Here is a 25748-nt window from a genome sequence, read left to right as displayed (position 1 = left end):
CTCGTGGCGTGCTGCTCGCGTTCGACACCGCCTCGCCGACCGTCGCGGTCGCGCTCCACGACGGGACGCGGGTCGTGGCGGAGGAGGTGGCCGGCTCGGGCATGCGGCACGGCGAGCAGCTCGCGCCGCTGGTCGAGCGGGTCCTCGCCACGGCGGGAGCCGGGCCGGCCGACCTGACCGGCATCGCCGTGGGGGTCGGACCCGGCCCGTTCACCGGGCTCCGCGTCGGGCTGGTCACTGCCCGCACCATGGCGCACGTGCTCGGGATCCCCGCCCACGGCGTCTGCAGCCTCGACGCGCTGGCGGCCGAGGCGGTCGCCACCCGCGCCGTCGACGGGGAGTTCGCCGTCGCCACGGACGCCCGGCGCAAGGAGGTCTACCTGGCGTCGTACGACGCCGAGGGGCGACGCGTCTCGGGGCCCGTGGTGGAGCGACCGGCGACGGTGGCCACGGACGGGCCGGTCGTCGGAGAGGGCGCCAACCTCTATCCGGACGCCTTCCCCGACGGCCGGCAGCCGTTGCGGCCGAGTGCCGGGTGGCTGGCCCGTGTGGTCGTGGACGGGCTCGCCGAGGTGGGTCCGCCGGAGCCGCTCTACCTGCGACGCCCGGACGCGGAGATCCCGCGCGCCCCGAAGGCGGTCCTCCCCAACGCACCTCCGGCGCGGTGACCGACCCGTCGGCGGTCCGTCCGGCGACGGGCGGCGACGTCGCCGCGATCGTCGAGCTCGAGGCCGCTGCCTTCCCCACGGACGGGTGGTCGGCCGCCCTGGTCACCGAGGGTGTCGGCGACCGGGTCCCGACCGTGACCTACCTGGTCGCCGAACGGCACGGCGGGCTCGCCGGCTACGCGGTGGTGAGCGTGGTGGACGTCGACGCCGAGCTCCAGCGCATCGCCGTCCGGCCCGGTCTGCGGCGCGCCGGCGTCGCCACCGACCTGCTGGCCGCCGCGCGACGGCTGGCCGCCGGGGAGGGGGCCGAGCGGCTGCTGCTCGAGGTGCGCGAGGACAACCGCGCCGCGCTGGCGTTCTACGCCCGCCACGGCTTCGCCGAGCTCGGCCGTCGCCCGCGCTACTACCGCGACGGGACCACGGCACTGGTGCTCAGCACACCCGTCACAATGGACGCGTGACTCCCGACGGACCACTGGTGCTCGGCATCGAGACCTCCTGCGACGAGACCGGCGTCGGCATCGTGCGCGGCCGCACGCTCCTCGCCGACGCCGTCGCCAGCAGCGTCGACGAGCACGCCCGGTTCGGCGGCGTGGTGCCCGAGGTCGCCAGCCGGGCGCACCTCGAGGCGATGGTGCCGACGATCGACCGGGCGTGCGAGACCGCAGGGATCCGGCTGGCCGACGTCGACGCGATCGCGGTCACCCACGGCCCGGGACTGGCCGGGGCGCTGCTGGTCGGGGTCGCCTCCGCGAAGGCGCTCGCGCTGGCGACGGGCAAGCCGGTGTACGGCGTCAACCACCTCGCCGCGCACGTGGCGGTCGACCAGCTCGAGCACGGCCCGCTGCCCGAGCCGTGCCTGGCGCTGCTCGTCTCGGGCGGGCACTCCAGCCTGCTCAAGGTCACCGACATCACCACCGGGGTCGACCCGATGGGCGCCACCATCGACGACGCCGCAGGGGAGGCGTTCGACAAGGTGGCCCGCCTGCTCGGACTGCCGTTCCCGGGCGGCCCCCACATCGACCGCGCCGCCCGCGACGGCGACAAGGTCGCGATCGATTTCCCGCGCGGCCTGACCAGCCGCCGCGACCTCGAGCGGCACCGGTTCGACTTCTCGTTCTCCGGCCTCAAGACGGCGGTCGCCCGCTGGGTCGAGGCACGCGAGCGCGCGGGCGAGCCGGTGCCGGTGGCGGACGTCGCCGCCTCCTTCCAGGAGGCGGTCTGCGACGTGCTGGTGCGGAAGGCCCTCGACGCCGCCAGCGCCGAGGGCATCGAGGACCTGATGATCGGGGGCGGCGTCGCGGCCAACTCCCGGCTGCGGGCGCTCGCCGAGGACCGGGCGTCCCGCCTGGGCATCCGGGTCCGCGTGCCCCGGCCCGGCCTGTGCACCGACAACGGGGCGATGGTCGCCGCGCTGGGCTCGGCCATGGTCGAGCGCGGCCGGCCCGCGTCCCCGCTCGACCTCCCGGCCGACTCGAGCCTGCCCGTGACCGACGTGCTGGCCGGCTGAGTCTGCCCGGTCGGCCCGGTCGGCCCAGTCGGCCGACGGCCCGGTCGGCCGGACGGCGCGGTCGGCCCGGTCGGCTCAGCCGAGGACGCCGGGCGCGGTGCCCTCGTCGTCGATCCAGTCCTGGCCGTCGTCGAACAGGTCGCGCCCCTGCACCTGGTCGTCGTCGCGCCTGCCACGGCCCCGGCCGCCGGCGCCGACGCCGACGCCGACGCCGCGTGCTCCGGAGCCGCCGCGTCCTGCGGCCGATCCCGGCACGCCGGCACCCCTGCCTCCGGCGGCACCACCGCCCCGACCGCCGCCGCGACCGCCACCTGCGCCCCCGCCGCCTCCGCCGCGGCCCACCGGCGTTCCGGGCACCGTCCCCGCGCCGGAGCGGCCCAGGGCGCCGGGCCCGCCGGTCCGGGTCGAGCTCCCGATGGCTCCGGCACCTCCGCTGAGGCTCCCACCACGGTTGAGCAGGCCGCGGATGCCGTTGACCAACCCGGGCGCTCCGAGCACGCCGGCGGCAGCCAGGCCGCCTCCGACGAGGCCCGGGTTCAGCCCCCCGCCGCCACCGCCGCCGATCGGCGTCGGTGTCAGACCGCCGCCCTCGTCCACGGGGAGAGGGAGGGGCGTGGTGACGACGGGATCGCGCGGTGGCAGGGACTCGTCGATCGGCGGGTCCTCGTCGCGCGGAGGAACCGGCTCCTCCTCGCCGCCGTCGATCGGCGGCCACTCGACCACCTCGCCCGGCCGGACGGGGTCGGTCGGGTTGCCCGGGCGTGGCCCCCTGCCGGGGCCGCGGCCCGGCCCGGGCCCTGCCGGGCCGCCCGGACCCGGCGTGCCTTCGGGGTCCATGGGGACGTAGGGGTCGCCGTGGATCTCCGAGAGCACGGCGACCGCGTCGTCGTACTTGGTGGTGAGCTCCTCGATCCGGGCCTTCGCGTCCGCGTCGGCCTGGTTGTAGCTGGTCACCGCAGCGCTGTGCACCACCGAGTCGACCGCGTGCTCGAGCATCGACAGCGGGTTGATGTGGTAGTCCGGGTAGTCCTCGGGCCTGGGCGCGGGGCCGGGCTCGGCCGGCGCGCCCTCCTTGGTCGTCTTCGCGGCCTTCATGGCACCGTGGACGTCGACCAGGGCGGTCGCGGCCTTCTCCATCCGGACCTCCTGCTCCTCGATCCGGGTGGCGGTGGCGGTGAAGGCGTCGTACGCCGTCGCGCCGACGCCGTCGGGGTTGTCGCCGAAGCCCTCCTTGACGTCGGCGGCGGCCGTCGCCAGCGCGGTCCGGACGTTGCCGAGCGACAGCGCGGTCGTGGCCCATGCCGCGCCCGAGGTCGACACGTCGTCGGGCTCCATGCCGGCGACCCACTGCTCGAGCTTGCGCAGGTGCTCCCCGGCCATCAGTCCTCCTGCTCGCTCGGCTCGACCGGCGGTTCGTCGGTCGGTTGGTCGTTCACGTGCTGGTGCTGGGCGTCGACGTAGGCCCAGCGGCCCATGTCGAGGCCCTCGGTGCGGGTCAGGATCCGCGTGACGTCGGCCTCGGCGGCCGCGTCCTTCTCGCGGATGAGGGCGCGCGCCTCCCGGACCGCGGACCGGAAGTCCTCCAGGTCGGTCATCAGGTCCTTGAGGGTGTCGACGACGACCCCGTGCGCTCGGGCGTGGTGGCGGGCGAGCACCGGCGACGGCTCGCCACCGCCGAAGGAACGACGCGGGATGTGGCCCTTGGCCGGGAAGTCGACCTCCTGGAGCGCCGTGAGCTCGGTGTTGAGGGTCACGATGACCGCGCTGATCTTCTCCTCGACGAGCTCGAGCCCCTTCGGGGAGCTCGACGCCATGTCCTCCGGCCTCAGACCGGCGAGCTCTGGTATCACGATGACCATCCTTCGTCCCGAGCGAACCAGTGACAACGGGCTGCCTACCCGGCCGCTGCGCGACGGAAACCACCGGATTCGCGCTGTTATCGTTGCGCCGCAACGTCGCGTGAAGGACAGGTGGGATGCGCTCTCGGGTTGGTGTCGTCGCGGTCGTCTCCGCGCTGCTCGCCGGCCTCGTGACCGGTTGCTCCTCCGCCGACGGGGACCCGCCGCCGTCCGCGTCGAGCACGCCCGCGTCCGAGGCGACGTCCAGCGGCTCGCCGTCCGGCCCGGGGTCCTCCACCACTCCCGTGGACGACGTCGCCCCGGCGACCGGTGACCTGGTGACGATGCGCACCGCCGGCACCTTCCGGCTGCCGGCAGGCGTCGACGCCTCAGTCTCGCAAGCCGGCAGCGCCGCGGTGGCGTTGATCCACGTCGACGAGGGAGTGGTGCGGATCGGCGCGGCCGAGTTCGCCATCCCCGGCGCCACCGTGGAGAAGGTCGCCGAGGTGGCGCTCGACTCCTTCGCCGCCCAGCACCCCGGCCTGGAGCGCCTCCCCAACCGGGAGGTCGGCGGCCTCGACGGCTACGCCCTGCAGGCGACCAACGACGGGACGACGTACTACCAGTACGGCACGGTCAGCGGCGAGCTGCGCGTGTACTTCGAGTTCCGCTACCCCGAGACCTTCGCCGAGGGCGAGGAGTGGGTGGACTCCGTCCTGGCCAGCGTGGAGTGGGCCTGACCGGCCGGTCCTCGGTGCCCCGGCGTCAACGGACCATCCCGGTGGCAACCCGCGCCCGCTAGCGTGGCCGGGCACGCCCCGTCACTCCAGCAGGAGGCACCATGCAGCAGGTCAAGGCCGTCGTCGCGCGAGCGAAGGGCGCTCCCGTCGAGGTCACCACGATCAACGTGCCCGACCCCGGGCCGGGCGAGGCGGTGGTGAAGGTGTCGGCCTGCGGGGTCTGCCACACCGACTTGCACTACCGGGAGGGCGGGATCAACGACGAGTTCCCCTTCCTCCTGGGGCACGAGGCGTCGGGCGTGGTGGAGTCGGTCGGCCCGGACGTCACCGGCGTGGCGCCCGGCGACTTCGTCGTCCTCAACTGGCGGGCGGTCTGCGGTGAGTGCCGCGCCTGCAAGCGGGGAGACCTGCACTACTGCTTCAACACCCACAACGCGACGCAGCGGATGACCCTGGCCGAGGGCGAGGGGGCGGGGACCCCGCTCTCGCCCGCGCTCGGCATCGGGGCCTTCGCGGAGAAGACCCTGGTCGCGGCCGGCCAGTGCACGAAGGTCGACCCGGAGGCGCGCCCGGCTGCCGTCGGCCTGCTCGGCTGCGGGGTGATGGCCGGGATCGGAGCCGCCATCAACACCGGGGCGGTCACCCGCGGGAGGTCGGTCGCCGTCCTCGGCTGCGGGGGCGTGGGCGTGGCCGCCGTCGCCGGGGCCGCCCTCGCCGGCGCCAGCCCGGTGATCGCCGTCGACATCGACGCCAAGAAGCTCGAGGCCGCCCTGCGGATGGGCGCGACGCACGTGGTCGACTCCTCCGGCACGGACGCGGTGGCGGAGATCAGGCGGATCTGCGCGGAGACCTATCCCGGCGCGGAGGGGGCCGACGTGGTGATCGAGGCGGTCGGGCGACCCGAGACCTGGGAGCAGGCCTTCTACGCCCGCGACCTGGCGGGCGTGCTGGTGCTGGTCGGTGTGCCGACGCCCGACATGCGCGTCCCCGACCTCCCGCTCATCGACGTCTTCGGCCGCGGCGGTGCGCTCAAGTCCAGCTGGTACGGCGACTGCCTGCCGACCCGGGACTTCCCGATGCTCGTCGACCTCTACCGCCAGGGGCGGCTCGACCTCGACGCGTTCGTCACCGAGGAGGTCGGCATCGACGACGTCGAGGCGGCCTTCGAACGCATGCACCACGGCGACGTCCTCCGCTCGGTGGTGGTGCTGTGATGGCCGGGGCGGCACGGGTCGACCACGCCGTCAGCAGCGGCACGTTCACCCTCGACGGCGAGACCTTCGACGTCGACAACAATCTCTGGGTGGTGGGCGACGACGACGAGTGCGTGGTCATCGACGCGCCCCACTCGGTCGACGACATCCTCGCGCTCGTCGACGGGCGCACGGTCAAGGCGATCATCTGCACCCACGCCCACGACGACCACGTCCGGGTCGCGCCCGCGCTGCGCGACCGCGTGGTCGCGCCGATCATGCTGCACCCGGACGACGGACCGCTGTGGGACCTCACGCACGGCGGCGACGACGGCTACCTCTGGGACGTCGACCTCGTCGACGGGCAGACCTTCGACGTCGCCGGGGTGACGCTCCAGGTGCTGCACACGCCCGGGCACGCGCCGGGGGCCGTCTGTCTCTACGCGCCCCAGCTGGGCTGCGTGTTCACCGGTGACACCCTGTTCCAGGGCGGTCCCGGTGCGACCGGACGCTCGTTCAGCGACAGCGGCGTGCTCGAGGCATCGATCCGGGCGCGGCTCTTCGCCCTCCCCGACGACACCGTGGTCCACACCGGCCACGGCGAGGACACCACGATCGGCGCCGAGGCGGAGGCCCTCGGCCGGGCCTGACCCTCGGCGGTGACGCTCAGAAGGGCTCGACGAGGAGCGCGGTGCCGACGCCGGCGACGCGGGTGAGCACGAGGGTCGCCTCGGCCTCGCCGTGGAGGTCGAGGCGCCTGCGGAGCTGGTCGGGCGTCACGTCGACGCCGCGCTTCTTGATGGTCAGCCGCCCGACGCCCCGCGCCCGCAGCGCCGCCTTGAGCTGCTTCTCCCGGTAGGGGAGCTCCTCGAGCACCCGGTACCCCCGGGCGAAGGGCGTGCGGAACGCGTCGTCGCCGGTCAGGTAGGCGATCTTCGGGTCGAGGAGGCCCCCGCCGACGCCGGCCGCGACGGCGGTGACGAGACCGGCGCGGATCACCGCGCCGTCGGGCTCGTAGAGGAAGCCGCCGACGTCGCGCGTGCCGACGTGGGCGGCGCCGGGATCGTCCTCGTCGGTGAGGGTGGCCAGCCCGCCGTCGCCGATGACCGTGGCGCGGCGGCGGACGGTCGCCGTACGCCCGGCCCAGAGCGCGGCCTCCTTCACCTCACCCCGGTCGCTGACCCACTCCGCCTCGACGTCATCGGGGAGGAGCGCGTGGGGGATGCCCGGGGCGACCTTGACGCACGCGTCGCGGCGGAGCAGGTCCTCCACCCAGCTCCACGGCGGCGTCCAGTCCTCCACGCGGAAGGTCCGGCCGGCGCCGCCGCGCCGTGCGGGGTCGGCGAAGGCGAGGTCGAAGCCACGATGGTCCACCTCGGTCGCGTCCGCCACCTGCACCGCGCCGCCGAGCCCGAGGGCGGCGAGGTTCGCCTCGGCGACCGCCACCCGGACCGGGTCGAGGTCGACGCCGGCGCAGACCAGCCCGGCCCGGGCGGCGGCGACCAGGTCACCGCCGACGCCGCAGCCGAGGTCGATCAACGTGCGCGCGCCGAACGCCGCGTAGCGCCCGGCCCGGTGGGTCGCGACCGCGAGTCGGGTGGCCTGCTCGAGGCCGTCCGGCGTGAAGTACATCCGGTCGGCCAGCTCGTCGTACTTGCTCCTCGCCCGGCGGCGCAGGGCGACCTGCGTGAGCGCGGCCGCGGCCCGCTCCGCCGACGCCGTACGACGCAGTGCGGATCCCGCGGCCAGGTCCGTGGCGCCGCTCTCGACCAGCGCCGCGGCCTCGGCCAGCAGCGCCTGGCCCTCGTCGGTGAGCAGCCACCGGAAGGTGTCGAGGTCCACCCGCCGATCCTGTCAGGTGCCGCCGGTCGGCGGCGGCGCACCCGCCTCAGTCGACCACGCTGCGGTCGGGTCGCTTCGACGACGCCGGCACGGCCTCGGGCTCGCGCGGCTCGTCACCATGGCCGGGCCACCAGGCAGCGTGCCCGATCAGCGCCGTGAGCGCCGGCGTGAAGAACATCGACATCACGAATGCGACGATCAGGATGCCGACGGCGAGGGCGAAGCCCATCGACACGATCAGCGTGTTGCCGCCGAGCATGAGGGAGGCGAAGGTTCCGGCGAGGATCAGGCCGGCGGCTGCGATGGTGGGCCCGGCGTGCTTGACCGCCTCCGCGGCCGCGGCGCGTGCGGGGCGTCCCTCGCGGGCCTCCTCGCGCAGCCGCGCGACCATCAGGATGTTGTAGTCGGTGCCGAGTGCGGTCACGAAGAGGTAGATGTAGATCGGCAGCATGAAGATCAGCCCGGGCTCGCCGACGATGTTCTGGAAGACGACCACCGTCGCCCCGAGCGTCGCCGCGAAGCCGAGCCCGACCGCCGCCATCAGGAACCACGGCGCCACCAGGCTGCGCAGCAGCAGGGCCAGGATCAGCATGATCACCAGCGCGGCGACCGGGAAGACGACCTTGTAGTCGCGGGCCATCGCCTCGGACATGTCAGCGAAGATGCCGGGAGTTCCGCCGACGTACGCCTCGGTGCCCTCCGGGGTCGCCTCATGTGCGGCGTCGCGGATGGGACCGGAGACGTTGTCCTGGGCCGCCTGCGACACCGGGTCGTCGGTGAGGGTGAGGAAGAGCTGGTAGGCGCTGCCATCCTCGGACGGCAGCGGACCGGCGACCTCCGCGACCCCGTCGACCCCGGCAAGGGCCGACTTGAGCGGCTCGAGGTCCGCCGGCGACACGTCGGCGCCCTGCGCGTCGACGAGCACGGGCACCGGCTCGGCGGCTCCGGCGGAGAAGTGCTCCTGGAACGTCTCCATCGCTTCGGTCGACTCCACGCCCTCGGGCAGGCTGGAGGTGAAGTCGAAGGACGGGTTGAAGGCCAGGGCGAAGAGCGCCATCACGCCCATCACGCCGCCTGCTGCCAGCGCGACCAGTCCCGGCCGGCGACCGACGGCCGAGCCCAGCTTGGTGAAGGTGCCGTGCTCGGGCTCCCGCTGCCAGCTGCGGGACGGCCAGAAGAGCGCCTTGCCGAGCAGGCTGACGATCGCCGGCACCAGCGTCAGCGCGGCGAGGAGCGTCACGAACACCGCGATCGCCAGCGCCGGTCCGATGGCCCGGAAGATGCTCAGCGAGCTGAGGACCAGGGCCAGGAACGCGACGATGACCGCGCCGCCGGCAGAGGCGATCGCCTCACCTGCGCGGTCCAGGCTGTACACCACCGACTCCTTGATCGGAGCGCCCTGGCGCAGCTTCTCGCGGTGCCGGAAGAGGAAGAACAGGATGTAGTCGGTGCCGACGCCGTAGAGCACGACGACGAGGATCTGCTGGATCGAGGCGTCCGCCTTGAGGTCGAAGATCTCGTTGGCCCAGGCGATCGCCCCGGTCGCGATCATCGACACGACCGTGACCACGGCGATGGGCAGCACACAGATCAGCACGCTGCGGAAGATCAGGGCGAGCAGCACGATGATCAGGGTGAAGGTGGCGATGCCCACGATGAACAGCGTGGACTCGCTCGACTCCTGGGAGTCCAGGCCCTGCGGCGCGGCGCCCGTTGCGCGGATCTGCAGGCCGGAGCCCTCGGTGAGCTCGTCGATCTCCTCGCGCAGGTCCTCCGCGTCCTCGAAGGACTGCGGGTCGAAGCCGGTCGCCTCCTCGGCGAGCGGGACCACCGCGAACATCACCGTGCCGTCCTCGGAGACGTTCGGTGAGCCGTCCTCCCCGGTGGTGATCACGACCGGCTGGAAGGTCTCGCTCCCGAGCTCGGGCGCGAGCCGTTGACCGATGCTGGCCACCTCGGCCCGGTCCTCGGCGGTGAGCTCTCCGCCGTCCTCCCGCTCGATCACCAGGATGGCGCCGGGGGAGAACGCGTCGGAGAACCGGTCGGCCTGCAGCTCGGCAGCCTTGATGGACTCGTAGTGGTCGGGCAGGAACTCCGAGTTGTCCTGGGTCGACTGCAACGCGGGTGCGGCGGTGGCCACGACCACGGCGACGAGAACCCACGCGGCGATGACGAACCAGCGGAGACGGACGATGATGCGGCCGAGGGCACCGAACATGCTCGAAACGCTAGTGGCCTCCCCTGCGTCAGGGTCAACCGACTTTTGTAGGGGCTCCACCATTCCTCGGTCGAGCGGCCGACGACCCCCACCTCTGGCACTCGATCGCGGAGAGTGCTAGTTTCCTGATTGGCACTCTCACCCCGAGTGTGCCAGTGCTTGCCGACGAGCGTGCGACCCCCGCGACGGCGTACCTCCCACGCAAGCCCCACACGTGCAACATCACTCAGCAGAGAAAGTGGAGGTCGACATCGTGTCGGTCAACATCAAGCCTCTCGAGGACCGGATCGTCGTCAAGCCGCTCGAGGCCGAGCAGACCACGGCCTCCGGCCTGGTGATCCCGGACACCGCGAAGGAGAAGCCCCAGGAGGGCGAGGTCGTGGCCGTGGGCCCCGGTCGCTTCAACGAGGACGGCGACGGCCGGATCCCGCTGGACGTCGCGGTGGGTGACAAGGTCATCTACTCCAAGTACGGCGGCACCGAGGTCAAGTACGCCGGCGAGGAGTACCTCATCCTCTCCGCGCGCGACGTCCTCGCGATCGTCTCCTGATCTCTTCCGGGTCGTGTGCCTGAGCCTCCGCTGACGCGGGGCCGGGCACACGACCCGTCCTGTTCCACCGCTGGACGAGGAGGTCGCGCGGCGACCGTCTCGCAACCCAAGGAGAAGCCATGCCGAAGATCCTGGAGTTCGACGAGAACGCCCGGCGCGCGCTCGAGCGCGGCGTCGACGCGCTCGCCGACACCGTGAAGGTCACGCTCGGGCCGAAGGGCCGCTACGTCGTGCTCGACAAGAAGTGGGGCGCGCCGACGATCACCAACGACGGGGTGACGGTCGCCCGCGAGATCGAGCTCGACGACCCGTTCGAGAACCTCGGTGCGCAGCTGACCAAGGAGGTCGCGACCAAGACCAACGACGTCGCCGGTGACGGTACGACGACCGCCACCGTGCTCGCCCAGGCGCTGGTCCACGAGGGCCTCCGGGCCGTGGCCGCGGGCGCCAACCCGATGGGGCTCAAGCGCGGCCTCGACAAGGCGGCCCAGGCCGTGGGCGACGCGCTGCGCGACGCCGCCCGCGAGGTCGACGACGAGAAGGACATCGCCTCGGTCGCGACCGTCTCCTCGCGCGACGCCCACATCGGCGACCTGCTCGCCGAGGCGTTCGGCAAGGTCGGCAAGGACGGCGTGATCACCGTCGAGGAGTCGAACACCCCGGCCACCGAGCTGGAGTTCACCGAGGGCATGCAGTTCGACAAGGGCTTCATCTCGGCCTACTTCGTCACCGACGCCGAGCGTCAGGAGGCCGTCCTCGACGACCCCTACATCCTCATCCACCAGGGCAAGATCTCCGCGATCGCGGAGCTGCTGCCGCTGCTGGAGAAGGTGATCCAGGCCGGCAGGCCGCTGTTCATCCTGGCGGAGGACGTGGAGGGCGAGGCCCTGTCGACCCTGGTCGTCAACAAGATCCGCGGCACGTTCAACGCCGTCGCGGTCAAGGCGCCCGCCTTCGGCGACCGCCGCAAGGCGATCCTCCAGGACATCGCCGTGCTCACCGGTGGCCAGGTCATCGCACCCGAGGTCGGCCTCAAGCTCGACCAGGTGGGCCTCGACGTGCTCGGCCAGGCCCGCCGCGTGGTGGTCACCAAGGACAACACCACCATCGTGGACGGCGCCGGCGACGCCGACGCTGTGACCGCGCGGGTCGACCAGATCAAGAACGAGATCGAGGCCTCCGACTCCGACTGGGACACCGAGAAGCTGCAGGAGCGGCTGGCCAAGCTCGCCGGCGGCGTCGTGGTGATCAAGGTCGGCGCCCACACCGAGGTGGAGCTGAAGGAGAAGAAGCACCGGATCGAGGACGCCGTGTCCGCGACCCGGGCCGCGATCGAGGAGGGCATCGTCCCCGGCGGCGGGTCCGCGCTCGTGCATGCGGTGTCGGTGCTCGACGACGACCTGGGTCTCAGCGGCGACGAGGCGACCGGCGTCCGGATCGTCCGGAAGGCCGCCGACGAGCCGCTGCGCTGGATCGCCGAGAACGGTGGCGACAACGGCTACGTCATCACCAACAAGGTGCGCGAGGGCTTCGCCGACAACGGCCCGAGCTTCGGCTTCAACGCCGCGACCGGCGAGTACGGCGACCTGGTCGCCCAGGGCGTCATCGACCCGGTCAAGGTGACCCGATCGGCGCTCGTCAACGCGGTCTCCATCGCGGGCATGCTGCTCACCACCGAGACGCTGGTGGTCGACAAGCCCGAGGAGGAGGAGCCCGACGCCGGCCACGGCCACGGGCACGGTCACGGTCACTGACCGGCACCGCTCGACCGACCGAGCCGGCGCGGACCTCGTGGTCCGCGCCGGCTCGCCCGTTCAGCGGCCGTTCTGCACCGGTCTAGCACCCGTTCTCGCCGCGTCCCCCGCGCGAAACACGGACGACTGCCCTCCGTGACCGATCTGCTGCACACTGGTCAGATGCTGTGGAGAGTGCGGGTCGGGCTGGCCGACCGGCCGGGGGCGCTGGCAGGTCTCGCAGCCGCCTGCGGTCGCGCGGGCGTCAACATCCAGACCGTGCAGGTCTTCCCCGACAGCACCTCGGTCACCGACGAGCTGGTGCTGCAGGTCCCGCAGGACTGGTCGGCGCAGCAAGTCCGCGCCCTGGTCGAGAAGGCCGGCGGCGTGCCGGTGTCGGCGGCGCCGGTGACCCGGGCCGCGCTGGAGGACCAGCCGACCCGTTACGTCCGCGCGGCCCGGGCGATCATCAGCCAACCGGCGAAGTTCCCCGAGATAGCCGCCCATCTCTTCGACGCCGGCGTCGACCGCAACGACGGCAGCGAGGACGTCCTGGAGATGGTGGTCGGCGGCTCGGCCACCATCCAGATCCGGCGCGACACGCCGTTCACCCCGGCCGAGCGGGCCAGGGCTGCGGCGCTGGCGGAGCTGGTCGGCCAGGTCATCGACGCGGGAGGGACGCACGCGCCCCACCATGCCGCCAGCGGCGCCGAGCTCGAGTTCGTGACGGCGGGGACGACCGTCTCGGCGGTGGCCGCCGGGCTGGTGGCCGGTCGGGCCGGTGTCAGCGAAGCGGGCGAGGACGACGAGCCCTGGCCGGTCGACCTGTGGGTCGACCCCGCGTGGCAGCGCCGGGGCGTGGGCACCCGGCTGCTGGCCGAGGTGGCGCGGCTGGCGCGCGGCAGGGGGGCCGACGCGATCGTGCTCACGGCCCCGGCCGACAGCCAGGCCGTGCTGCCGATGGTGCTCGCGGCCGGGATGCGCGGCCGGATCCGGATCGCGGGCGACTCGCTCACCGTGCGGATCGCGCTGACCGACCTGCGCCGTACCCGCTCGTGAAAAGATTCACAAAGTTGGGGGACGGGGATGAGCGCGGCGTAGTGTCGAGGTCGTGCTGACCCCCGACGCCGTCGTCGAGATCGTCCAGCTGGCCGCCGCGGAGCTCGGCGAGCCCGAGGGCCTGCTGCCCGCCCGGCAGCAGATGGCGCTCTCCCTCGGCTGGCACATCATCCTCGCCTGCTTCGGGGTCGCGTTCCCCGCGATGATCTTCGTGGTGCACCTGCGCGGCATCCGACGCGACGACCCGGTGGCGCTGGGCCTCGCCCAGCGCTGGGCGAAGACCTCGGCCGTGCTCTTCGCGATCGGCGCGGTCTCCGGGACCGTGCTCAGCTTCGAGATGGGTCTGCTGTGGCCGGGACTGATGGGCACCTACGGCGACGTGCTCGGGCTGCCCTTCGCGTTCGAGGGCCTCTCCTTCTTCGTCGAGGCCATCTTCCTCGGCATCTACCTCTACGGCTGGGGCCGGATGCCGCCGCGGCGGCACCTGCTCATGGTCGTGCCGATGGCTGTCGCCGGCGTGGTCGGCACGTTCTGCGTGATCTCGGTGAACGCCTGGATGAACGCGCCGACCGGGTTCCGCGTGGTCGACGGCGAGGTCGTCGACGTCGACCCGTGGCGCGCCATGTTCAACGACCTGGTCGTCCTCCAGTTCGGGCACATGTGGCTCGCCGCCTACATGGTCGTCGGCTTCAGCATCGCCGGCGTGTACGCCGCCGGCATGCTGCGCGGCCGCCGCGACGCCCACCACCGGCTTGGCTTCATCGTGCCGTTCGTCTTCGCCACCGTCGCCGCACTGCTCCAGCCGTTCGTCGGTCACCTGCTCGGCGGCAACCTCGGCGACCGGCAGCCCGCGAAGCTGGCGGCCTTCGAGCTGGCGGAGACCACCGAGAGCCCGTCCCCGCTGCGCATCGGTGGCGTCTACGTCGACGGCGAGGTGTACGGCGCGCTCGACATCCCCTATCTCGGCTCGCTGCTGGCGCAGAACTCCTTCACCGAGCCGGTGCGCGGCCTCGACACGATCCCGGTCGACGAGCACCCGCCCATCAACATCACCCACTGGGCGTTCCAGTCGATGATCGGCATCGGGACCCTGCTCGCCCTGGCCGTCGTGCTCTTCTGGGTCGCGCGGTGGCGTGGCCGCGACCTGATGGACAACCGGTGGTTCCTGCGGTTCTGCGTCGCCGCCGGGCCGTTGGCGGTCATCGCCCTGGAGTCGGGCTGGATCGCGACCGAGGTGGGCCGCCAGCCGTGGATCGTCTACGGCTACATGCGCACCGAGGAGGCCGCCGCGAGCTACTCCGGACTGTGGTGGCTCCTCGGCAGCACGACGGTCGTCTACACGCTGCTGACGATCGGCGCGGTGGCCGTGCTCCGCTCGATGGCACGACGCTGGCGCGCCGGCGAGGCCGACCTGCCGAGCCCGTACGCCCCCGATGCCCCGACCGCGGAGGAGCGGGCATGAGCCTGGAGGTGGCGGTCGCCGCGGCCCTCTTCGTCGGCGTCATCGCGTACGCCGTGCTCGGCGGCGCCGACTTCGGGTCCGGGTTCTTCGACCTCACCGCCGGCGACCCCCGGCGGGGCGCGGAGCTGCGCACGCTGGTCGACCACAGCATCGGCCCGGTGTGGGAGGCCAACCACGTCTGGCTGATCTACGTCCTGGTGATCTGGTGGACCGCGTTCCCCGAATCGTTCGCCGCGGCGATGACGACGCTGGTCCTGCCGCTGCTGCTCGCGCTGCTCGGGATCGTGCTGCGCGGGGCCAGCTTCGCGTTCCGCAAGTTCTCACCGACCCTGGGGCAGGCCCGGCTCTTCGGCGTCGTCTTCGCCACCTCCTCGATCCTCACCCCCTTCTTCCTCGGGACGGTGGCAGGGGGCATCGCGTCGGGACGGGTGCCCGTCGAGGGCGCCGGCGACCGCTGGGAGTCCTGGCTCAACCCCACCTCCCTGTTCGGGGGCGTGATCGCGGTCGGCACGTGCGCGTTCCTCGCGGGCACCTTCCTGGTGGCCGACGCCCGGCGGGCCGGCCGCGAGCGGCTGGCCGAGGAGCTGCGGACCCGGGCCCTGGTCGTCGGCGCCGCGACGGGCGTCGTCGTCTTCGCCGCGCTGGTGCCGATCCTCGACGACGCCCCCACCCTGAGCGACGGCCTGACCGGCCGTGCCGCGCCGCTCGTCGTGGTCTCGGCGCTGGCCGGGCTCGCCACGCTGGCCCTGCTGTGGCGCCGCCGCTACGGAGTCGCCCGGTTCACCGCCGTCGCGGCCGTCGCGGCCGTCGTCTCCGGCTGGGGCGTCGCGCAGTACCCCTGGCTGCTGGTCGACGAGGTCCGGATCTCCGAGGCCGCCGGAGCGGATGCGACGCTGCAGGCACTGCTGGTCGCCGTCGGCCTCGCCGCGGTGATCGTGCTGCCGCCGCTGCTCTACCTCTTCCGGCTCACCCAGTCCGAGGAGTGGTCGCGCCACTGATCCCGGCGCCCGGCACGGGTCGCCGGACGGCTCAGGGAACCAGGCCGCGGTCGGGCGGATGGGTGCCCAGCCGCCATCCGCCGAGCGGCAGCTCCAGCGCCGCCTCGGGTCCCCAGGACCCCTTCGGATAGCCGTGCACGGCCGGCCGGCGCTCGAGCACCGGCTGGCAGATCTCCCACAGGCGGTCGACCTCGTCGGAGCTGATGAAGAGCGTGCGGTCGCCCCGCATCACGTCCAGGAGCAGCCGCTCGTAGGCCTCCAGCGGGTCCGTGCCGGGTGCGTCCCCGACCAGGTCGAGCCGGAACACCCCCTCGACCAGCGCCATGTCGGGCCCCGGCCGCTTGGCGCGGACGTCGATCGCGACGCGCGGCTGGTCGGCCAGCTCGATGACGAGCTCGTTGGGTGCCGGGATGCCGCCGTCCTCGGGCTTCAGCCAGCGGTGCCGCGGATCGCGGAACCGGACGGTGATCGTGCGCCGCCCCTCCGCGAGCGCCTTGCCCGTGCGGAGGTAGAACGGCACGTCGCGCCAGCGGTCGTTGTCGATCCAGACCTCGATGGCGACGAACGTCTCCACGTCGGAGTCGTCCGCCACGTCGGGCTCGTCGCGGTAGCCGTCGTACTGCCCGAGCACGACGCGCTCGGGGTCGAGGGGCCGCACCGAGGAGAACACCGCGGCCTTGGCCGCCCGGATCGCGGACTCGCGGAACGCGTGCGGGTCCTCCAGCGCGACGAAGCCGAGCAGCTGGCACAGGTGGGTGGTGACCATGTCGCGCAGGCAGCCGGTGCCCTCGTAGAAGCTGCCCCGGCCCTCCACGGTGAGCCGCTCCGGCACGTCGATCTGCACCGACTCGATCGTGTGGCGGTTCCACGCCGGCTCGAACAGGCCGTTGGCGAAGCGGAGCGCGAGGATGTTCTGGACCGCCTCCTTGCCCAGGAAGTGGTCGATCCGGAAGACCTGGTGCTCCTCGAAGGCGTCGCAGAGCACCTGGTGCAGCTCGCGGGCGGTGGCGAGGTCGGTGCCGAACGGCTTCTCCGCCACCAGCCGCGAGCGGTCGACGAGGCCCTCCTTGTCGAGCATGTGGACCATGCCCTCGACGGCGCCGGGCGGCACGGACAGGTAGAGGAGGCGGCGTACGTCGGAGAGCAGGCAGCGGGCCTCGCCCAGCAGTCGGTCCTCGGCCGCCTCGACCGCGGCGGCCAGGTCGCGGCCGTCGTCGGCGGAGGACGGCACGAAGCCGATCTTCTCCAGCAGCGGCCCGGCCACCGCCTCGTCGATCTCGCCGACGAACTCCGCCAGGGCGCTGCGGACCTGGTCGCGGAACTCCTCGTCGGTGCCGGGCGAGCGTCGTCCGCTGCCGATCACCGCGAAGTGGCGCGGCAGCCGGCCGGCGGCGGCCAGTCGGTAGAGGCCGGGGAAGAGCTTGCGGGCGGCCAGGTCGCCGGTCGCGCCGAAGAGGACCAGCACGTGCGGGGGCAGGTCGGGGCTCACCGGTCCAGCGTGACGCACGGCCCGGGGCGCCGCCACCGGTTCGGTGTGACCGATGCCGCGACGACGCGGGCGGTGGCGGTTCGGCGGGGAGTCGGCGGAGCCGTAGGATCTCTCCATGGAGGTCACCGAGGTTCCCGACAAGTTCGCCGCACTGGGCCTGACCTACGACGACGTGCTGCTGCTGCCGGGCCACTCCGACCTGACGCCGGACGAGATCGACACCACCAGCCGGCTCACCCGGGAGATCTCCCTCAAGGCCCCGCTGATCAGCGCGGCGATGGACACCGTCACCGAGTCCCGGATGGCGATCGCGATGGCCCGCCAGGGCGGCATCGGCATCCTCCACCGCAACCTGTCCGCGGAGGAGCAGGCCTACCAGGTCGACCTGGTCAAGCGCACCCAGACCGGCATCATCTCCAACCCGGTCACCATCGGTCCCGACGCGACGCTGGAGGACCTCGACCGGATCTGCGGCGAGTACCGCGTCTCCGGGCTCCCCGTCGTCGACGCCGACAACCGCCTGCTCGGCATCTGCACCAACCGCGACCTCCGCTTCACCCCGGTGGCGGAGTGGGCCACCACCAAGGTCGACGAGGTGATGACGCCGATGCCCCTGGTCACCGGGCCGGTCGGCATCAGCCGGGACGAGGCGACGGCCCTGCTGCGCCAGCACAAGCGCGAGCGGCTGCCCCTGGTCGACGAGCAGGGACGGCTCGGCGGCCTGATCACGGTGAAGGACTTCGTGAAGTCCGAGCAGTTCCCGCTCGCCTCGAAGGACGCCGACGGGCGGCTCATGGTCGGCGCCGCGATCGGCTACTTCGGCGACGCCTGGGAGCGGGCCGGCAAGCTGATCGAGGCCGGTGTCGACGTGCTCGTCGCCGACACCGCCCACGGTCACGTCAGCCTCCTGCTCGACATGGTCCGCCGGCTGAAGACCGACCCCGCCACCCGGCACGTCCAGGTGATCGGCGGCAACGTGGCGACCCGTGAGGGCGCCCAGGCCTTCGTCGACGCCGGCGCCGACGCGGTCAAGGTCGGCTTCGGGCCGGGATCGATCTGCACCACCCGGGTCGTCACCGGCTGCGGGGTCCCGCAGGTCACGGCCGTCTACGAGGCATCGCTGGCCGCCCGGCCGGCCGGCGTGCCCGTGATCGCCGACGGCGGGCTGCAGCAGTCGGGCGACATCGCGAAGGCGATCGTCGCCGGTGCCGACTCGGTCATGATCGGCTCGATGCTGGCCGGCTGCGAGGAGTCGCCCGGCGAGGTGGTCTTCCACCAGGGCAAGCAGTACAAGACCTACCGCGGCATGGGGTCGCTCGGCGCGATGTCCTCCCGGGGCAAGAAGTCCTACTCCAAGGACCGCTACTTCCAGGCCGAGGTCGCCAGTGACGACAAGATCGTGCCGGAGGGCATCGAGGGCCGGGTCGCCTACAAGGGCCCGCTCGCCAGCGTCGCCCACCAGCTGCTCGGCGGCCTCTCCCAGTCGATGTTCTACGTCGGCGCCCGGACCGTCCCCGAGCTCCAGGACAAGGGGCGGTTCGTCCGGATCACCTCGGCCTCGCTCAAGGAGAGCCACCCGCACGACGTCGAGATGACGGTCGAGGCGCCGAACTACCACCGCTGACCTCGGAGGCGCCGCCGGTTGACTATTGGTAACCGATCGGTTACCAATAGCGAGTGGACGTCTTCGCCGCCCTGGCCGACCCGGTGCGGCGTGCCCTGCTGCGGCAGCTCGCGGAGGGGCCGGCACGGGTGGTCGACCTGGCCGCTCGCCACGACATCAGCCGCCCCGCCATCAGCAAGCACCTGCGGCTGCTGGTCGAGGCGGGCGTGGTCACCGCGACCGAGCGCGGCCGCGAACGGCACCACCGGCTCCGCCCGGAGGCGCTGCAGCCGGTGGCAGAGCTCCTCGCCGCGCTCGCCCCGGCTCCGCGGGTCCCTGAGCACGTGCTCGACGCGCTGGACCTCGAGGTGCGGCGGGTGGGCCGGAGCAGGCGCGAGCGGGACGCCACGCAGCCCAGCACGGAACAGGAGGAGACAGGATGACGGCCGAGCAACCGAGGGCCACCGGGCGGCGCGAGACCCGCGACGGGCTCGACTGGCTGGTGCTGACGCGGACCTTCCGCGCGCCCGTCGAGGACGTCTGGGCCGCGGTCACCGAGTCCGACCGGCTGGCCCGCTGGTTCGGCTCGTGGGACGGCGACCCTGCCGAGGGGCGGGTGATCCTGCGGATGCTCTACGAGGGCGAGGACGTCGCGCCCGAGGTGTTCGAGATCCATGAGTGCGATCCACCCCGGTTCCTGCTCGTCAGCAGCCGGGTGCCCGCCGAGGACGGCGGAGCGCCGCTCGAGTGGCGCATCCGGCTCGACCTCGGCGAGAGCGACGGGGTCACCACGCTGGTCTTCGCGCAGAGCGTGCCGGTGGCCGGCATGGCCGACTCGATGGGTCCCGGCTGGGACTACTACCTGGACCGCCTGGTGGCGGTGCAGTCCGGCACGGACCCGGCGACGATCGCGTTCGACGACTACTACCCGGCCCTGGCCGACCACTACCGCAGGGCCTTCGACCGGACCTGAGCAGCACCGGCCGATCGGGGTCGGCGGGGTCGGCGGGGTCGGCCCGGGCCGATACCCTTGGCCGGTGAGCGACATCGAGATCGGCCGCGCGAAGCGTGCCCGCCGCGCGTACTCCTTCGACGACATCGCGATCGTGCCCTCCCGGCGCACCCGCGACCCCGAGGAGGTCAGCGTCGACTGGCAGATCGACGCCTACCGGTTCTCGCTGCCCATCCTCGCCGCGCCGATGGACTCGGTGATGTCGCCGCGCACGGCCATCGCCTTCGGGCAGTACGGCGGCCTCGGCGTGCTCAACCTCGAGGGCCTGTGGACCCGCTACGAGGACCCCGAGCCGCTGCTCGAGGAGGTGGCCGGGCTCCAGGGCGAGGAGGCGACCCGGCGCCTGCAGGCCATGTACACCGAGCCCATCCGCGCGGAGCTGATCACCGAGCGGCTGCGGGAGATGCGCGCCGCGGGCGTCACCGTCGCCGGGTCGCTCTCGCCCCAGCGCACCAAGGAGTTCGCCAAGACCGTGACCGACGCGGGGGTCGACCTGTTCGTCATCCGCGGCACCACGGTCTCGGCCGAGCACGTCTCCAGCCAGGCGGAGCCGCTGAACCTCAAGGAGTTCATCTACGAGCTCGACGTGCCGGTGATCGTCGGCGGCTGCGCGACCCACCAGGCCGCGCTCCACCTGATGCGCACGGGGGCGGCCGGCGTGCTCGTCGGCTTCGGTGGGGGAGCGGCCCACACCACCCGGACCGTGCTCGGCATCGCCGTGCCGATGGCCAGCGCGGTGGCCGACGTGGCCGCCGCCCGGCGGGACTACCTCGACGAGTCCGGCGGTCGCTACGTCCACGTCATCGCCGACGGCTCGATCGGCAAGTCCGGCGACCTCGCGAAGGCGATCGCGTGCGGCGCCGACGCGGTCATGGTGGGCTCGCCGTTCGCGCGGGCCACCGACGCGCCCGGCCGCGGCTTCCACTGGGGCGCCGAGGCGCACCACGCCGACCTGCCGCGCGGGCAGCGGGTCCGGTTCGAGCAGGTCGGCACGATCGAGGAGGTGCTGTTCGGGCCCTCGCGGGTCGCCGACGGCACCATGAACCTCGTCGGTGCCCTGAAGCGCTCGATGGCGACCACCGGCTACACCGAGCTCAAGGAGTTCCAGCGGGTCGAGGTCGTGACCGCCTGAGCCGCCGCGGCTCCGCGGCGGTCGCGCTCCCGCGCCGCCGTCAGGCTGGCTGCGCGCCGACCATCCGCAGGGCGAGCCCTGCGTAGAGCTCGGCGACCTCGTCGGGGGACCAGCGGCCGTCCTCGTCGTACCAGCGTGCGATGTCGATGCCGAGCGACAGCAGCGCCACCGTGGTCATGCTCGCGTCCGCCACCGTGGTGAACTCACCGGTCGCGGCACCGGCCTCCACCACGGCGCGCACCTCGCGGTTGATCTGCCTGCGCAGCTCCATCACCTCCGCGAGGTGGTCCTCGGCCAGCGCGCGGAGCTCGTAGTTCACCACGCGCGCCCAGGTGTGCTCGCGCGCGTGGCGGCGGGCGAAGCGGAAGACGAGCTCGCGGATCTGCCGGGTCGGGCCGTCGGTGGCGGCGACCACCTCGCGGAGCAGCTCCAGGATCCGCTGGTGGCCCTCCACCGAGATCAGGTAGAGCAGCTCCTCCTTCGATCGGTGGTGCACGTAGAGAGCCGCCGGACTCATCCCGGCCGCGCCGGCGATGTCGCGGGTGGTGGTGCCGTGGAACCCCTTGGCGCCGAACGCCGCGACCGCTGCCTCCAGGAGCCGCGCCCGCGCGCCGTCGGCGCGCGCCTGGCGCGCTCCCGCCTGCCGAGCGACGGGCGGGTCGGTCGCAGTCACGATGCCCATCCTCCCTTCTCGGCCGCGGCCGGACAGGTGGTTGACGAGAAGCCCCCCGGCCAGGCAGGGTGACGGACGCCACATCCTAAGCAAGCGCTTAGTCACTGTCGAGCGGCCGTCACCGGCTCGCCCGACCGTGGCCCGAGGCCGAGGCCCCGGGGACCCGGCTGACACCAGCCCCGACACCAGCCCCCGACACCAGCCCCCGACACCAGCCCCCGACAACAGGACGAGCAGATGAGTGACCGGATCACCCGCGACGGACTGCGCCAGCGGGTCGCGGACTTCCTCGCCGAGCACGATCCCGCGACGACCGAGCGGCTGGCCTTCCTCCGCGCGCGGTACGACGCCGGGCTGGCGTGGGTGCACTTCCCCGTCGGCCGCGGCGGACTCGGCCTGCCGCGGGAGTGGCACAACGACGTCGAGCGCCTCCTTGCCGAGGCCGGCGCGCCCGACAACCAGCCGGGCCGGATCGGCATCGGCCTCGGCATGGCCGCGCCGACCATCCTCGCGTTCGGCACCGCCGAGCAGCAGGAGCGGTTCCTCCGGCCGCTGTGGACCGGTGAGGAGGTCTGGTGCCAGCTCTTCAGCGAGCCGGGCGCCGGATCGGACCTCGCGGCCCTCGCCACCCGCGCCGTCCGCGACGGGGACGGCTGGGTGGTCAACGGCCAGAAGGTGTGGACGTCGGGGGCCCACAACGCCCGGTTCGCGATCCTCGTCGCCCGCACCGACCCGGACGCGCCGAAGCACCGGGGCCTGACCTACTTCCTCTGCGACATGACCGATCCCGGGGTCGAGGTCCGCCCGTTGCGGCAGATCACCGGCGAAGCCGAGTTCAACGAGGTGTTCCTGACCGACGTCCGGATACCCGACAGCCACCGGCTCGGCGCGGAGGGCGAGGGCTGGAAGGTCGCCAACGCCACGCTCAACAACGAGCGGGTCGCGATCGGCGGGATCCCGATGCCCCGCGAGGGCGGCATGCTCGGCAAGGTCGCCGACGCCTGGCGCAGCCGTCCGGACCGCCGCACCCACGACCTCCACCAGCGGCTGCTGCGGCTGTGGGTGGAGGCCGAGGTCGCGCGGGTGAGCGGGATGCGGCTGCGGCAGAGGCTCGCCGTGGGCCAGCCCGGTCCGGAGGGCTCGGCGATGAAGCTCACCTTCGCCCGCCTGGCACAGCAGCTGTCCGGCCTGGAGGTGGAGCTCCTGGGCGAGGAGGGTCTGCGCTACGAGAGCGAGCAGGGCTGGGCGATGGTGCGGCCCAAGCAGGTCGACTTCACCGGCCGCGACGCCGGCTACCGGTACCTGCGCGCCAAGGGCAACTCGATCGAGGGCGGCACCTCCGAGATCCTGCGCAACATCGTGGCCGAGCGGGTCCTCGGCCTGCCGGCGGAGCACCGCACCGACAAGGACGTGCCCTGGAAGGAGACCGTCCGGTGAGCGACCTCCCCCTGCTGCTCAGCCCCGAGGAGGAGGACCTCCGCGACACGGTCGCCTCCTTCCTCGCCCGGCGCAGCGACGCCGACTCCGTCCGCCGGACCTACGACGGCGACCGCTCCGCCGTCGACCCGCTCTGGCAGGGGCTGGCCGCCGAGCTGGGCCTGGCGGGACTCCTGGTGCCCGAGTCCGCCGGCGGTGCGGGTGCCGGTGCCCGCGAGGCCGCCGTCGTGCTCGGGGAGATCGGCCGGGCGGTGGCGCCGGCGCCGTACCTGACGAGTGCGGTCGTGGCCACGACGGTGCTCCTCGCCGAGGGCGCCACCGACGCGGCGCGAGCGCTGCTGCGCGGCCTGGCGGCGGGCGAGGGCTGCGCGGCCCTGGCCGTGCCGTTCACCGCCGGCCCGGGCGCAGCGCCCGCACCGCTGGAGCACGGCCGCGGCACCGTCTCCGGCGCGGTCCGCAGCGTGGCCGGCGCAGTGGAGGCCGACGTGCTGCTGGTGCCGGTGCGGACCGGGGACGGCATCGCGGTGTGCTCGGTGCCCGCGGCGGAGGCGCAGGTGGAGCCGGTCGTCTCGCTCGACATGAGCCGCCAGCTCGCCGACCTGCGGTTCGAGGCCGCCGCGGCCGAGCTCGTCGTGCCTGCGCCGACCGGCGAGGCGGCCGTCGACCGCGCTCTCCTCGCGGGCGCGGGCCTGCTCGCCTCCGAGCAGGCGGGGATCGTCTCGTGGTGCCTGGAGACGACCGTGGCCTACCTCAAGGAGCGCCGGCAGTTCGGCCGTGTCGTCGGAGGGTTCCAGGCGCTCAAGCACCGGTTGGCGGACCTCTACGTGGTCGCGGAGTCGGCGGGTGCGGTGGCGCGCCACGCGGCGGCGGCGCTGGCGGCCGACGACCCGGATGCGACCGTGGCCGTCCACCTCGCGGCGGCGTACTGCAGCGACGCCGCGGTCTCGGCCGCGGAGGAGGCCGTCCAGCTCCACGGCGGCATCGGCATGACCTGGGAGCACCCGGCCCACCTGTACCTCAAGCGGGCCAAGGCCGGCCAGCTCGCGCTCGGCTCGCCCGGCGCGCACCGCGACCGGCTCGCCGTCCTCGTCGACCTCCCCGCGCCGGCATGAGCGAGCTGTTCGCCCTGCGCGGCGTCTCGGTCGACTTCGGCGGGGTGACCGCGCTCAGCGACGTCTCGATGGCGGTGGGTGCCGGCGAGGTGCATGGACTGATCGGGCCCAACGGAGCAGGCAAGACCACGCTGTTCAACGTCGCCTGCGGCTTCGTCCGGCCCGACGACGGCACGGTCGTGTGGAAGGGCGAGGAGCGGGCGGCGACCCGGCCGCACGAGCTCGCCCGCCGAGGCATCGCGCGGACCCTCCAAGGGCTCGGCCTCTTCGACCGGATGCCGGTCCTCGGCAACGTGATGGTCGGCGCCGACCGGCATGCGCGGGCGGGGTTCTGGTCGACGCTCGTGGGTGCGGGCCGGGCGCCGCGTGACGACGCGCGACTCCGGCAGCGGGCGATGGCCGCGCTCGAGGAGCTCGGCGTCGCGTCGTACGCCGGACGGCATCCCGGCAGCCTCCCCTATCCGGTGCGCAAGAAGGTCGCCCTCGCCCGTGCCCTCGTCGCCGAACCCGAGCTGCTGCTCCTCGACGAGCCGGCCAGCGGACTGTCCCAGGAGGAGATGGCCGAGCTGGGCGAGCTGATCGGGCGGCTGCGGGAGCGGATGTCGGTGCTGCTCGTCGAGCACCACATGGACCTGGTGATGGAGGTCTGCGACCAGGTGACGGTGCTCGACTTCGGCCGGGTGATCGCGGCCGGCAGGCCGGAGCAGGTGCAGCGGGACCCCGCGGTCGTCGCGGCCTACCTCGGTGAGGCGGTCGAGGCGTCCTGATGTTCGAGGTCAAGCAGCTCACCACCCGCTACGGCGCCGTCACCGCGCTCGACGGCGTCAGCCTCGTCGCACCGCGGGGACAGGTCACGGCCGTGCTCGGCGCCAACGGCGCGGGCAAGACGACCCTGCTCCGCACCGTCTCCGGCCTGGTCCGGCCGGTGGGCGGCCAGGTGCTCCTGGACGGCGCCGACCTCACCCGGCGCGCCCCCGAGCGGATGGCCCCGCTCGGCATCGCCCACGTCCCCGAGGGCCGCGGTGTGATCGCCGAGCTGACCGTCACCGAGAACCTGCGCCTCGGCTCCCTGCACCGCACGACCGGCACGCCCGAGCTGACGCTCGACGAGGTGTTCGACCTCTTCCCGCGGCTCGCCGAGCGCCGGTCGGCCGACGCGCACACCCTCTCCGGCGGGGAGCGGCAGATGCTGGTCATCGGCCGGGCGCTGATGGCGCGCCCGCGCCTGCTCCTGCTCGACGAGCCGTCGCTCGGGCTCGCCCCACGGGTCGTCGCGCAGATCCTCGCGCTCGTCCGCTCCCAGGTCGAGGAGCAGGGACTCACCGTGGTGCTGGTCGAGCAGAACGCGCGCAGCGCCCTCTCCGTGGCCGACCGCGGAGTCGTCCTCAACCTCGGCAGGGTCGTCGCCAGTGACCGCGCCGACGTGCTGGCGGCCGACGAGCAGCTCCGCCACGCCTACCTCGGGTTCTGATCGGAGTC

General features: G+C 73.3%; 25 protein-coding genes. 19 read left to right on the top strand and 6 right to left on the bottom strand.

Features of this window, described 5'->3' with window-relative positions; genetic code table 11:
- Positions 1 to 8 precede the first annotated feature (8 nt).
- Genes tsaB through tsaD form a run of 3 tightly spaced genes read left to right on the top strand, consistent with a single transcriptional unit; the run spans position 9 to position 2178 of the window.
- On the top strand, positions 9 to 668 hold the full coding sequence (gene tsaB, locus ACPOLA_RS09215; RefSeq protein ID WP_435770120.1) for a tRNA (adenosine(37)-N6)-threonylcarbamoyltransferase complex dimerization subunit type 1 TsaB: 660 nt from the start codon (positions 9 to 11) through the stop codon (positions 666 to 668).
- Positions 665 to 1129: a ribosomal protein S18-alanine N-acetyltransferase gene (rimI, locus tag ACPOLA_RS09210; RefSeq protein ID WP_435770119.1), complete on the top strand. Its 465-nt coding sequence runs from the start codon at positions 665 to 667 to the stop codon at positions 1127 to 1129. Before tsaB ends, rimI begins: the two co-directional genes overlap by 4 nt.
- Positions 1126 to 2178 carry a tRNA (adenosine(37)-N6)-threonylcarbamoyltransferase complex transferase subunit TsaD gene (gene tsaD, locus ACPOLA_RS09205; RefSeq protein WP_435770118.1) on the top strand — a complete coding sequence of 351 codons (1053 nt, stop codon included), beginning with the start codon at positions 1126 to 1128 and terminating at the stop codon, positions 2176 to 2178. The genes rimI and tsaD overlap by 4 nt, the downstream gene beginning before the upstream one ends.
- A gap of 75 nt (positions 2179 to 2253) precedes the next feature.
- Here the strand turns inward: tsaD and ACPOLA_RS09200 are convergent, their stop codons facing one another.
- Positions 2254 to 3558, bottom strand: a complete 1305-nt coding sequence (locus tag ACPOLA_RS09200; RefSeq protein ID WP_435770117.1) for a hypothetical protein — start codon at positions 3556 to 3558, stop codon at positions 2254 to 2256.
- Entirely contained in the window at positions 3558 to 3992 is a 435-nt protein-coding gene (locus ACPOLA_RS09195; protein ID WP_435770116.1) for a hypothetical protein, read from the bottom strand. The genes ACPOLA_RS09200 and ACPOLA_RS09195 overlap by 1 nt, the downstream gene beginning before the upstream one ends.
- 161 nt (positions 3993 to 4153) lie before the next feature.
- Between ACPOLA_RS09195 and ACPOLA_RS09190 the strand changes: the two genes are divergently transcribed.
- The 3 genes from ACPOLA_RS09190 (at position 4154) to ACPOLA_RS09180 (ending at position 6599) form a co-directional block, all read left to right on the top strand.
- Positions 4154 to 4756: a hypothetical protein gene (locus tag ACPOLA_RS09190; RefSeq protein ID WP_435770115.1), complete on the top strand. Its 603-nt coding sequence runs from the start codon at positions 4154 to 4156 to the stop codon at positions 4754 to 4756.
- Between the two features lie 101 nt (positions 4757 to 4857).
- Positions 4858 to 5970: an S-(hydroxymethyl)mycothiol dehydrogenase gene (locus ACPOLA_RS09185; RefSeq protein ID WP_435770114.1), complete on the top strand. Its 1113-nt coding sequence runs from the start codon at positions 4858 to 4860 to the stop codon at positions 5968 to 5970.
- The gene (locus ACPOLA_RS09180) at positions 5970 to 6599 is read left to right on the top strand and encodes an MBL fold metallo-hydrolase (RefSeq protein WP_435770113.1); all 630 of its coding nucleotides are present in this window, start codon (positions 5970 to 5972) and stop codon (positions 6597 to 6599) included. The genes ACPOLA_RS09185 and ACPOLA_RS09180 overlap by 1 nt, the downstream gene beginning before the upstream one ends.
- 16 nt (positions 6600 to 6615) lie before the next feature.
- Here ACPOLA_RS09180 and ACPOLA_RS09175 read toward each other — a convergent pair whose 3' ends face one another.
- On the bottom strand, positions 6616 to 7791 hold the full coding sequence (locus ACPOLA_RS09175; protein ID WP_435770112.1) for a class I SAM-dependent methyltransferase: 1176 nt from the start codon (positions 7789 to 7791) through the stop codon (positions 6616 to 6618).
- A 46-nt stretch (positions 7792 to 7837) separates the two neighbouring features.
- Positions 7838 to 10009, bottom strand: a complete 2172-nt coding sequence (locus ACPOLA_RS09170; RefSeq protein ID WP_435770111.1) for an MMPL family transporter — start codon at positions 10007 to 10009, stop codon at positions 7838 to 7840.
- 253 nt (positions 10010 to 10262) lie between these two features.
- On the opposite strand from ACPOLA_RS09170, the gene groES reads away from it, so the two are divergent.
- The 5 genes from groES (at position 10263) to ACPOLA_RS09145 (ending at position 15811) form a co-directional block, all read left to right on the top strand.
- A complete protein-coding gene (gene groES / locus ACPOLA_RS09165; RefSeq protein WP_435770174.1) occupies positions 10263 to 10559 on the top strand; it encodes a co-chaperone GroES in 297 nt (98 codons plus the stop codon).
- Between the two features lie 119 nt (positions 10560 to 10678).
- A complete protein-coding gene (gene groL, locus ACPOLA_RS09160; RefSeq protein ID WP_435770110.1) occupies positions 10679 to 12313 on the top strand; it encodes a chaperonin GroEL in 1635 nt (544 codons plus the stop codon).
- 162 nt (positions 12314 to 12475) lie between these two features.
- Complete coding sequence (locus ACPOLA_RS09155) at positions 12476 to 13351, top strand: GNAT family N-acetyltransferase (RefSeq protein ID WP_435770109.1); 876 nt, start codon at positions 12476 to 12478, stop codon at positions 13349 to 13351.
- 52 nt (positions 13352 to 13403) lie between these two features.
- Positions 13404 to 14813: a cytochrome ubiquinol oxidase subunit I gene (locus ACPOLA_RS09150; protein ID WP_435770108.1), complete on the top strand. Its 1410-nt coding sequence runs from the start codon at positions 13404 to 13406 to the stop codon at positions 14811 to 14813.
- The gene (locus ACPOLA_RS09145) at positions 14810 to 15811 is read left to right on the top strand and encodes a cytochrome d ubiquinol oxidase subunit II (protein ID WP_435770107.1); all 1002 of its coding nucleotides are present in this window, start codon (positions 14810 to 14812) and stop codon (positions 15809 to 15811) included. Before ACPOLA_RS09150 ends, ACPOLA_RS09145 begins: the two co-directional genes overlap by 4 nt.
- A 31-nt stretch (positions 15812 to 15842) precedes the next feature.
- Here ACPOLA_RS09145 and zwf read toward each other — a convergent pair whose 3' ends face one another.
- Positions 15843 to 17300, bottom strand: a complete 1458-nt coding sequence (zwf, locus tag ACPOLA_RS09140) for a glucose-6-phosphate dehydrogenase (protein ID WP_435770106.1) — start codon at positions 17298 to 17300, stop codon at positions 15843 to 15845.
- Positions 17301 to 17415: 115 nt separating this feature from the next.
- Between zwf and guaB the strand changes: the two genes are divergently transcribed.
- The 4 genes from guaB (at position 17416) to ACPOLA_RS09120 (ending at position 21047) form a co-directional block, all read left to right on the top strand.
- Positions 17416 to 18924: an IMP dehydrogenase gene (gene guaB, locus ACPOLA_RS09135; protein ID WP_435770105.1), complete on the top strand. Its 1509-nt coding sequence runs from the start codon at positions 17416 to 17418 to the stop codon at positions 18922 to 18924.
- Between the two features lie 53 nt (positions 18925 to 18977).
- Positions 18978 to 19346, top strand: coding sequence for an ArsR/SmtB family transcription factor (locus tag ACPOLA_RS09130; protein ID WP_435770104.1), 369 nt, complete (start codon positions 18978 to 18980; stop codon positions 19344 to 19346).
- Positions 19343 to 19876, top strand: a complete 534-nt coding sequence (locus ACPOLA_RS09125) for an SRPBCC family protein (RefSeq protein ID WP_435770103.1) — start codon at positions 19343 to 19345, stop codon at positions 19874 to 19876. The genes ACPOLA_RS09130 and ACPOLA_RS09125 overlap by 4 nt, the downstream gene beginning before the upstream one ends.
- A 64-nt stretch (positions 19877 to 19940) precedes the next feature.
- Entirely contained in the window at positions 19941 to 21047 is a 1107-nt protein-coding gene (locus ACPOLA_RS09120) for a GuaB3 family IMP dehydrogenase-related protein (RefSeq protein ID WP_435770102.1), read from the top strand.
- A gap of 40 nt (positions 21048 to 21087) precedes the next feature.
- Here ACPOLA_RS09120 and ACPOLA_RS09115 read toward each other — a convergent pair whose 3' ends face one another.
- On the bottom strand, positions 21088 to 21720 hold the full coding sequence (locus ACPOLA_RS09115; RefSeq protein ID WP_435770101.1) for a TetR/AcrR family transcriptional regulator: 633 nt from the start codon (positions 21718 to 21720) through the stop codon (positions 21088 to 21090).
- Positions 21721 to 21957: 237 nt separating this feature from the next.
- On the opposite strand from ACPOLA_RS09115, the gene ACPOLA_RS09110 reads away from it, so the two are divergent.
- The 4 genes from ACPOLA_RS09110 to ACPOLA_RS09095 are packed head-to-tail and all read left to right on the top strand — an operon-like array spanning position 21958 to position 25740.
- Complete coding sequence (locus tag ACPOLA_RS09110) at positions 21958 to 23157, top strand: acyl-CoA dehydrogenase family protein (RefSeq protein ID WP_435770100.1); 1200 nt, start codon at positions 21958 to 21960, stop codon at positions 23155 to 23157.
- Entirely contained in the window at positions 23154 to 24269 is a 1116-nt protein-coding gene (locus ACPOLA_RS09105; RefSeq protein ID WP_435770099.1) for an acyl-CoA dehydrogenase family protein, read from the top strand. Before ACPOLA_RS09110 ends, ACPOLA_RS09105 begins: the two co-directional genes overlap by 4 nt.
- Positions 24266 to 25036 carry an ABC transporter ATP-binding protein gene (locus ACPOLA_RS09100; RefSeq protein WP_435770098.1) on the top strand — a complete coding sequence of 257 codons (771 nt, stop codon included), beginning with the start codon at positions 24266 to 24268 and terminating at the stop codon, positions 25034 to 25036. Before ACPOLA_RS09105 ends, ACPOLA_RS09100 begins: the two co-directional genes overlap by 4 nt.
- A complete protein-coding gene (locus tag ACPOLA_RS09095) occupies positions 25036 to 25740 on the top strand; it encodes an ABC transporter ATP-binding protein (RefSeq protein ID WP_435770097.1) in 705 nt (234 codons plus the stop codon). The genes ACPOLA_RS09100 and ACPOLA_RS09095 overlap by 1 nt, the downstream gene beginning before the upstream one ends.
- The last annotated feature ends 8 nt before the right edge of the window (positions 25741 to 25748 follow it).

It is taken from the genome of Nocardioides proteolyticus (assembly GCF_051280635.3).
GTDB lineage: Bacteria > Actinomycetota > Actinomycetes > Propionibacteriales > Nocardioidaceae > Nocardioides.
This window is presented reverse-complemented; position numbering and strand designations above follow the sequence as displayed.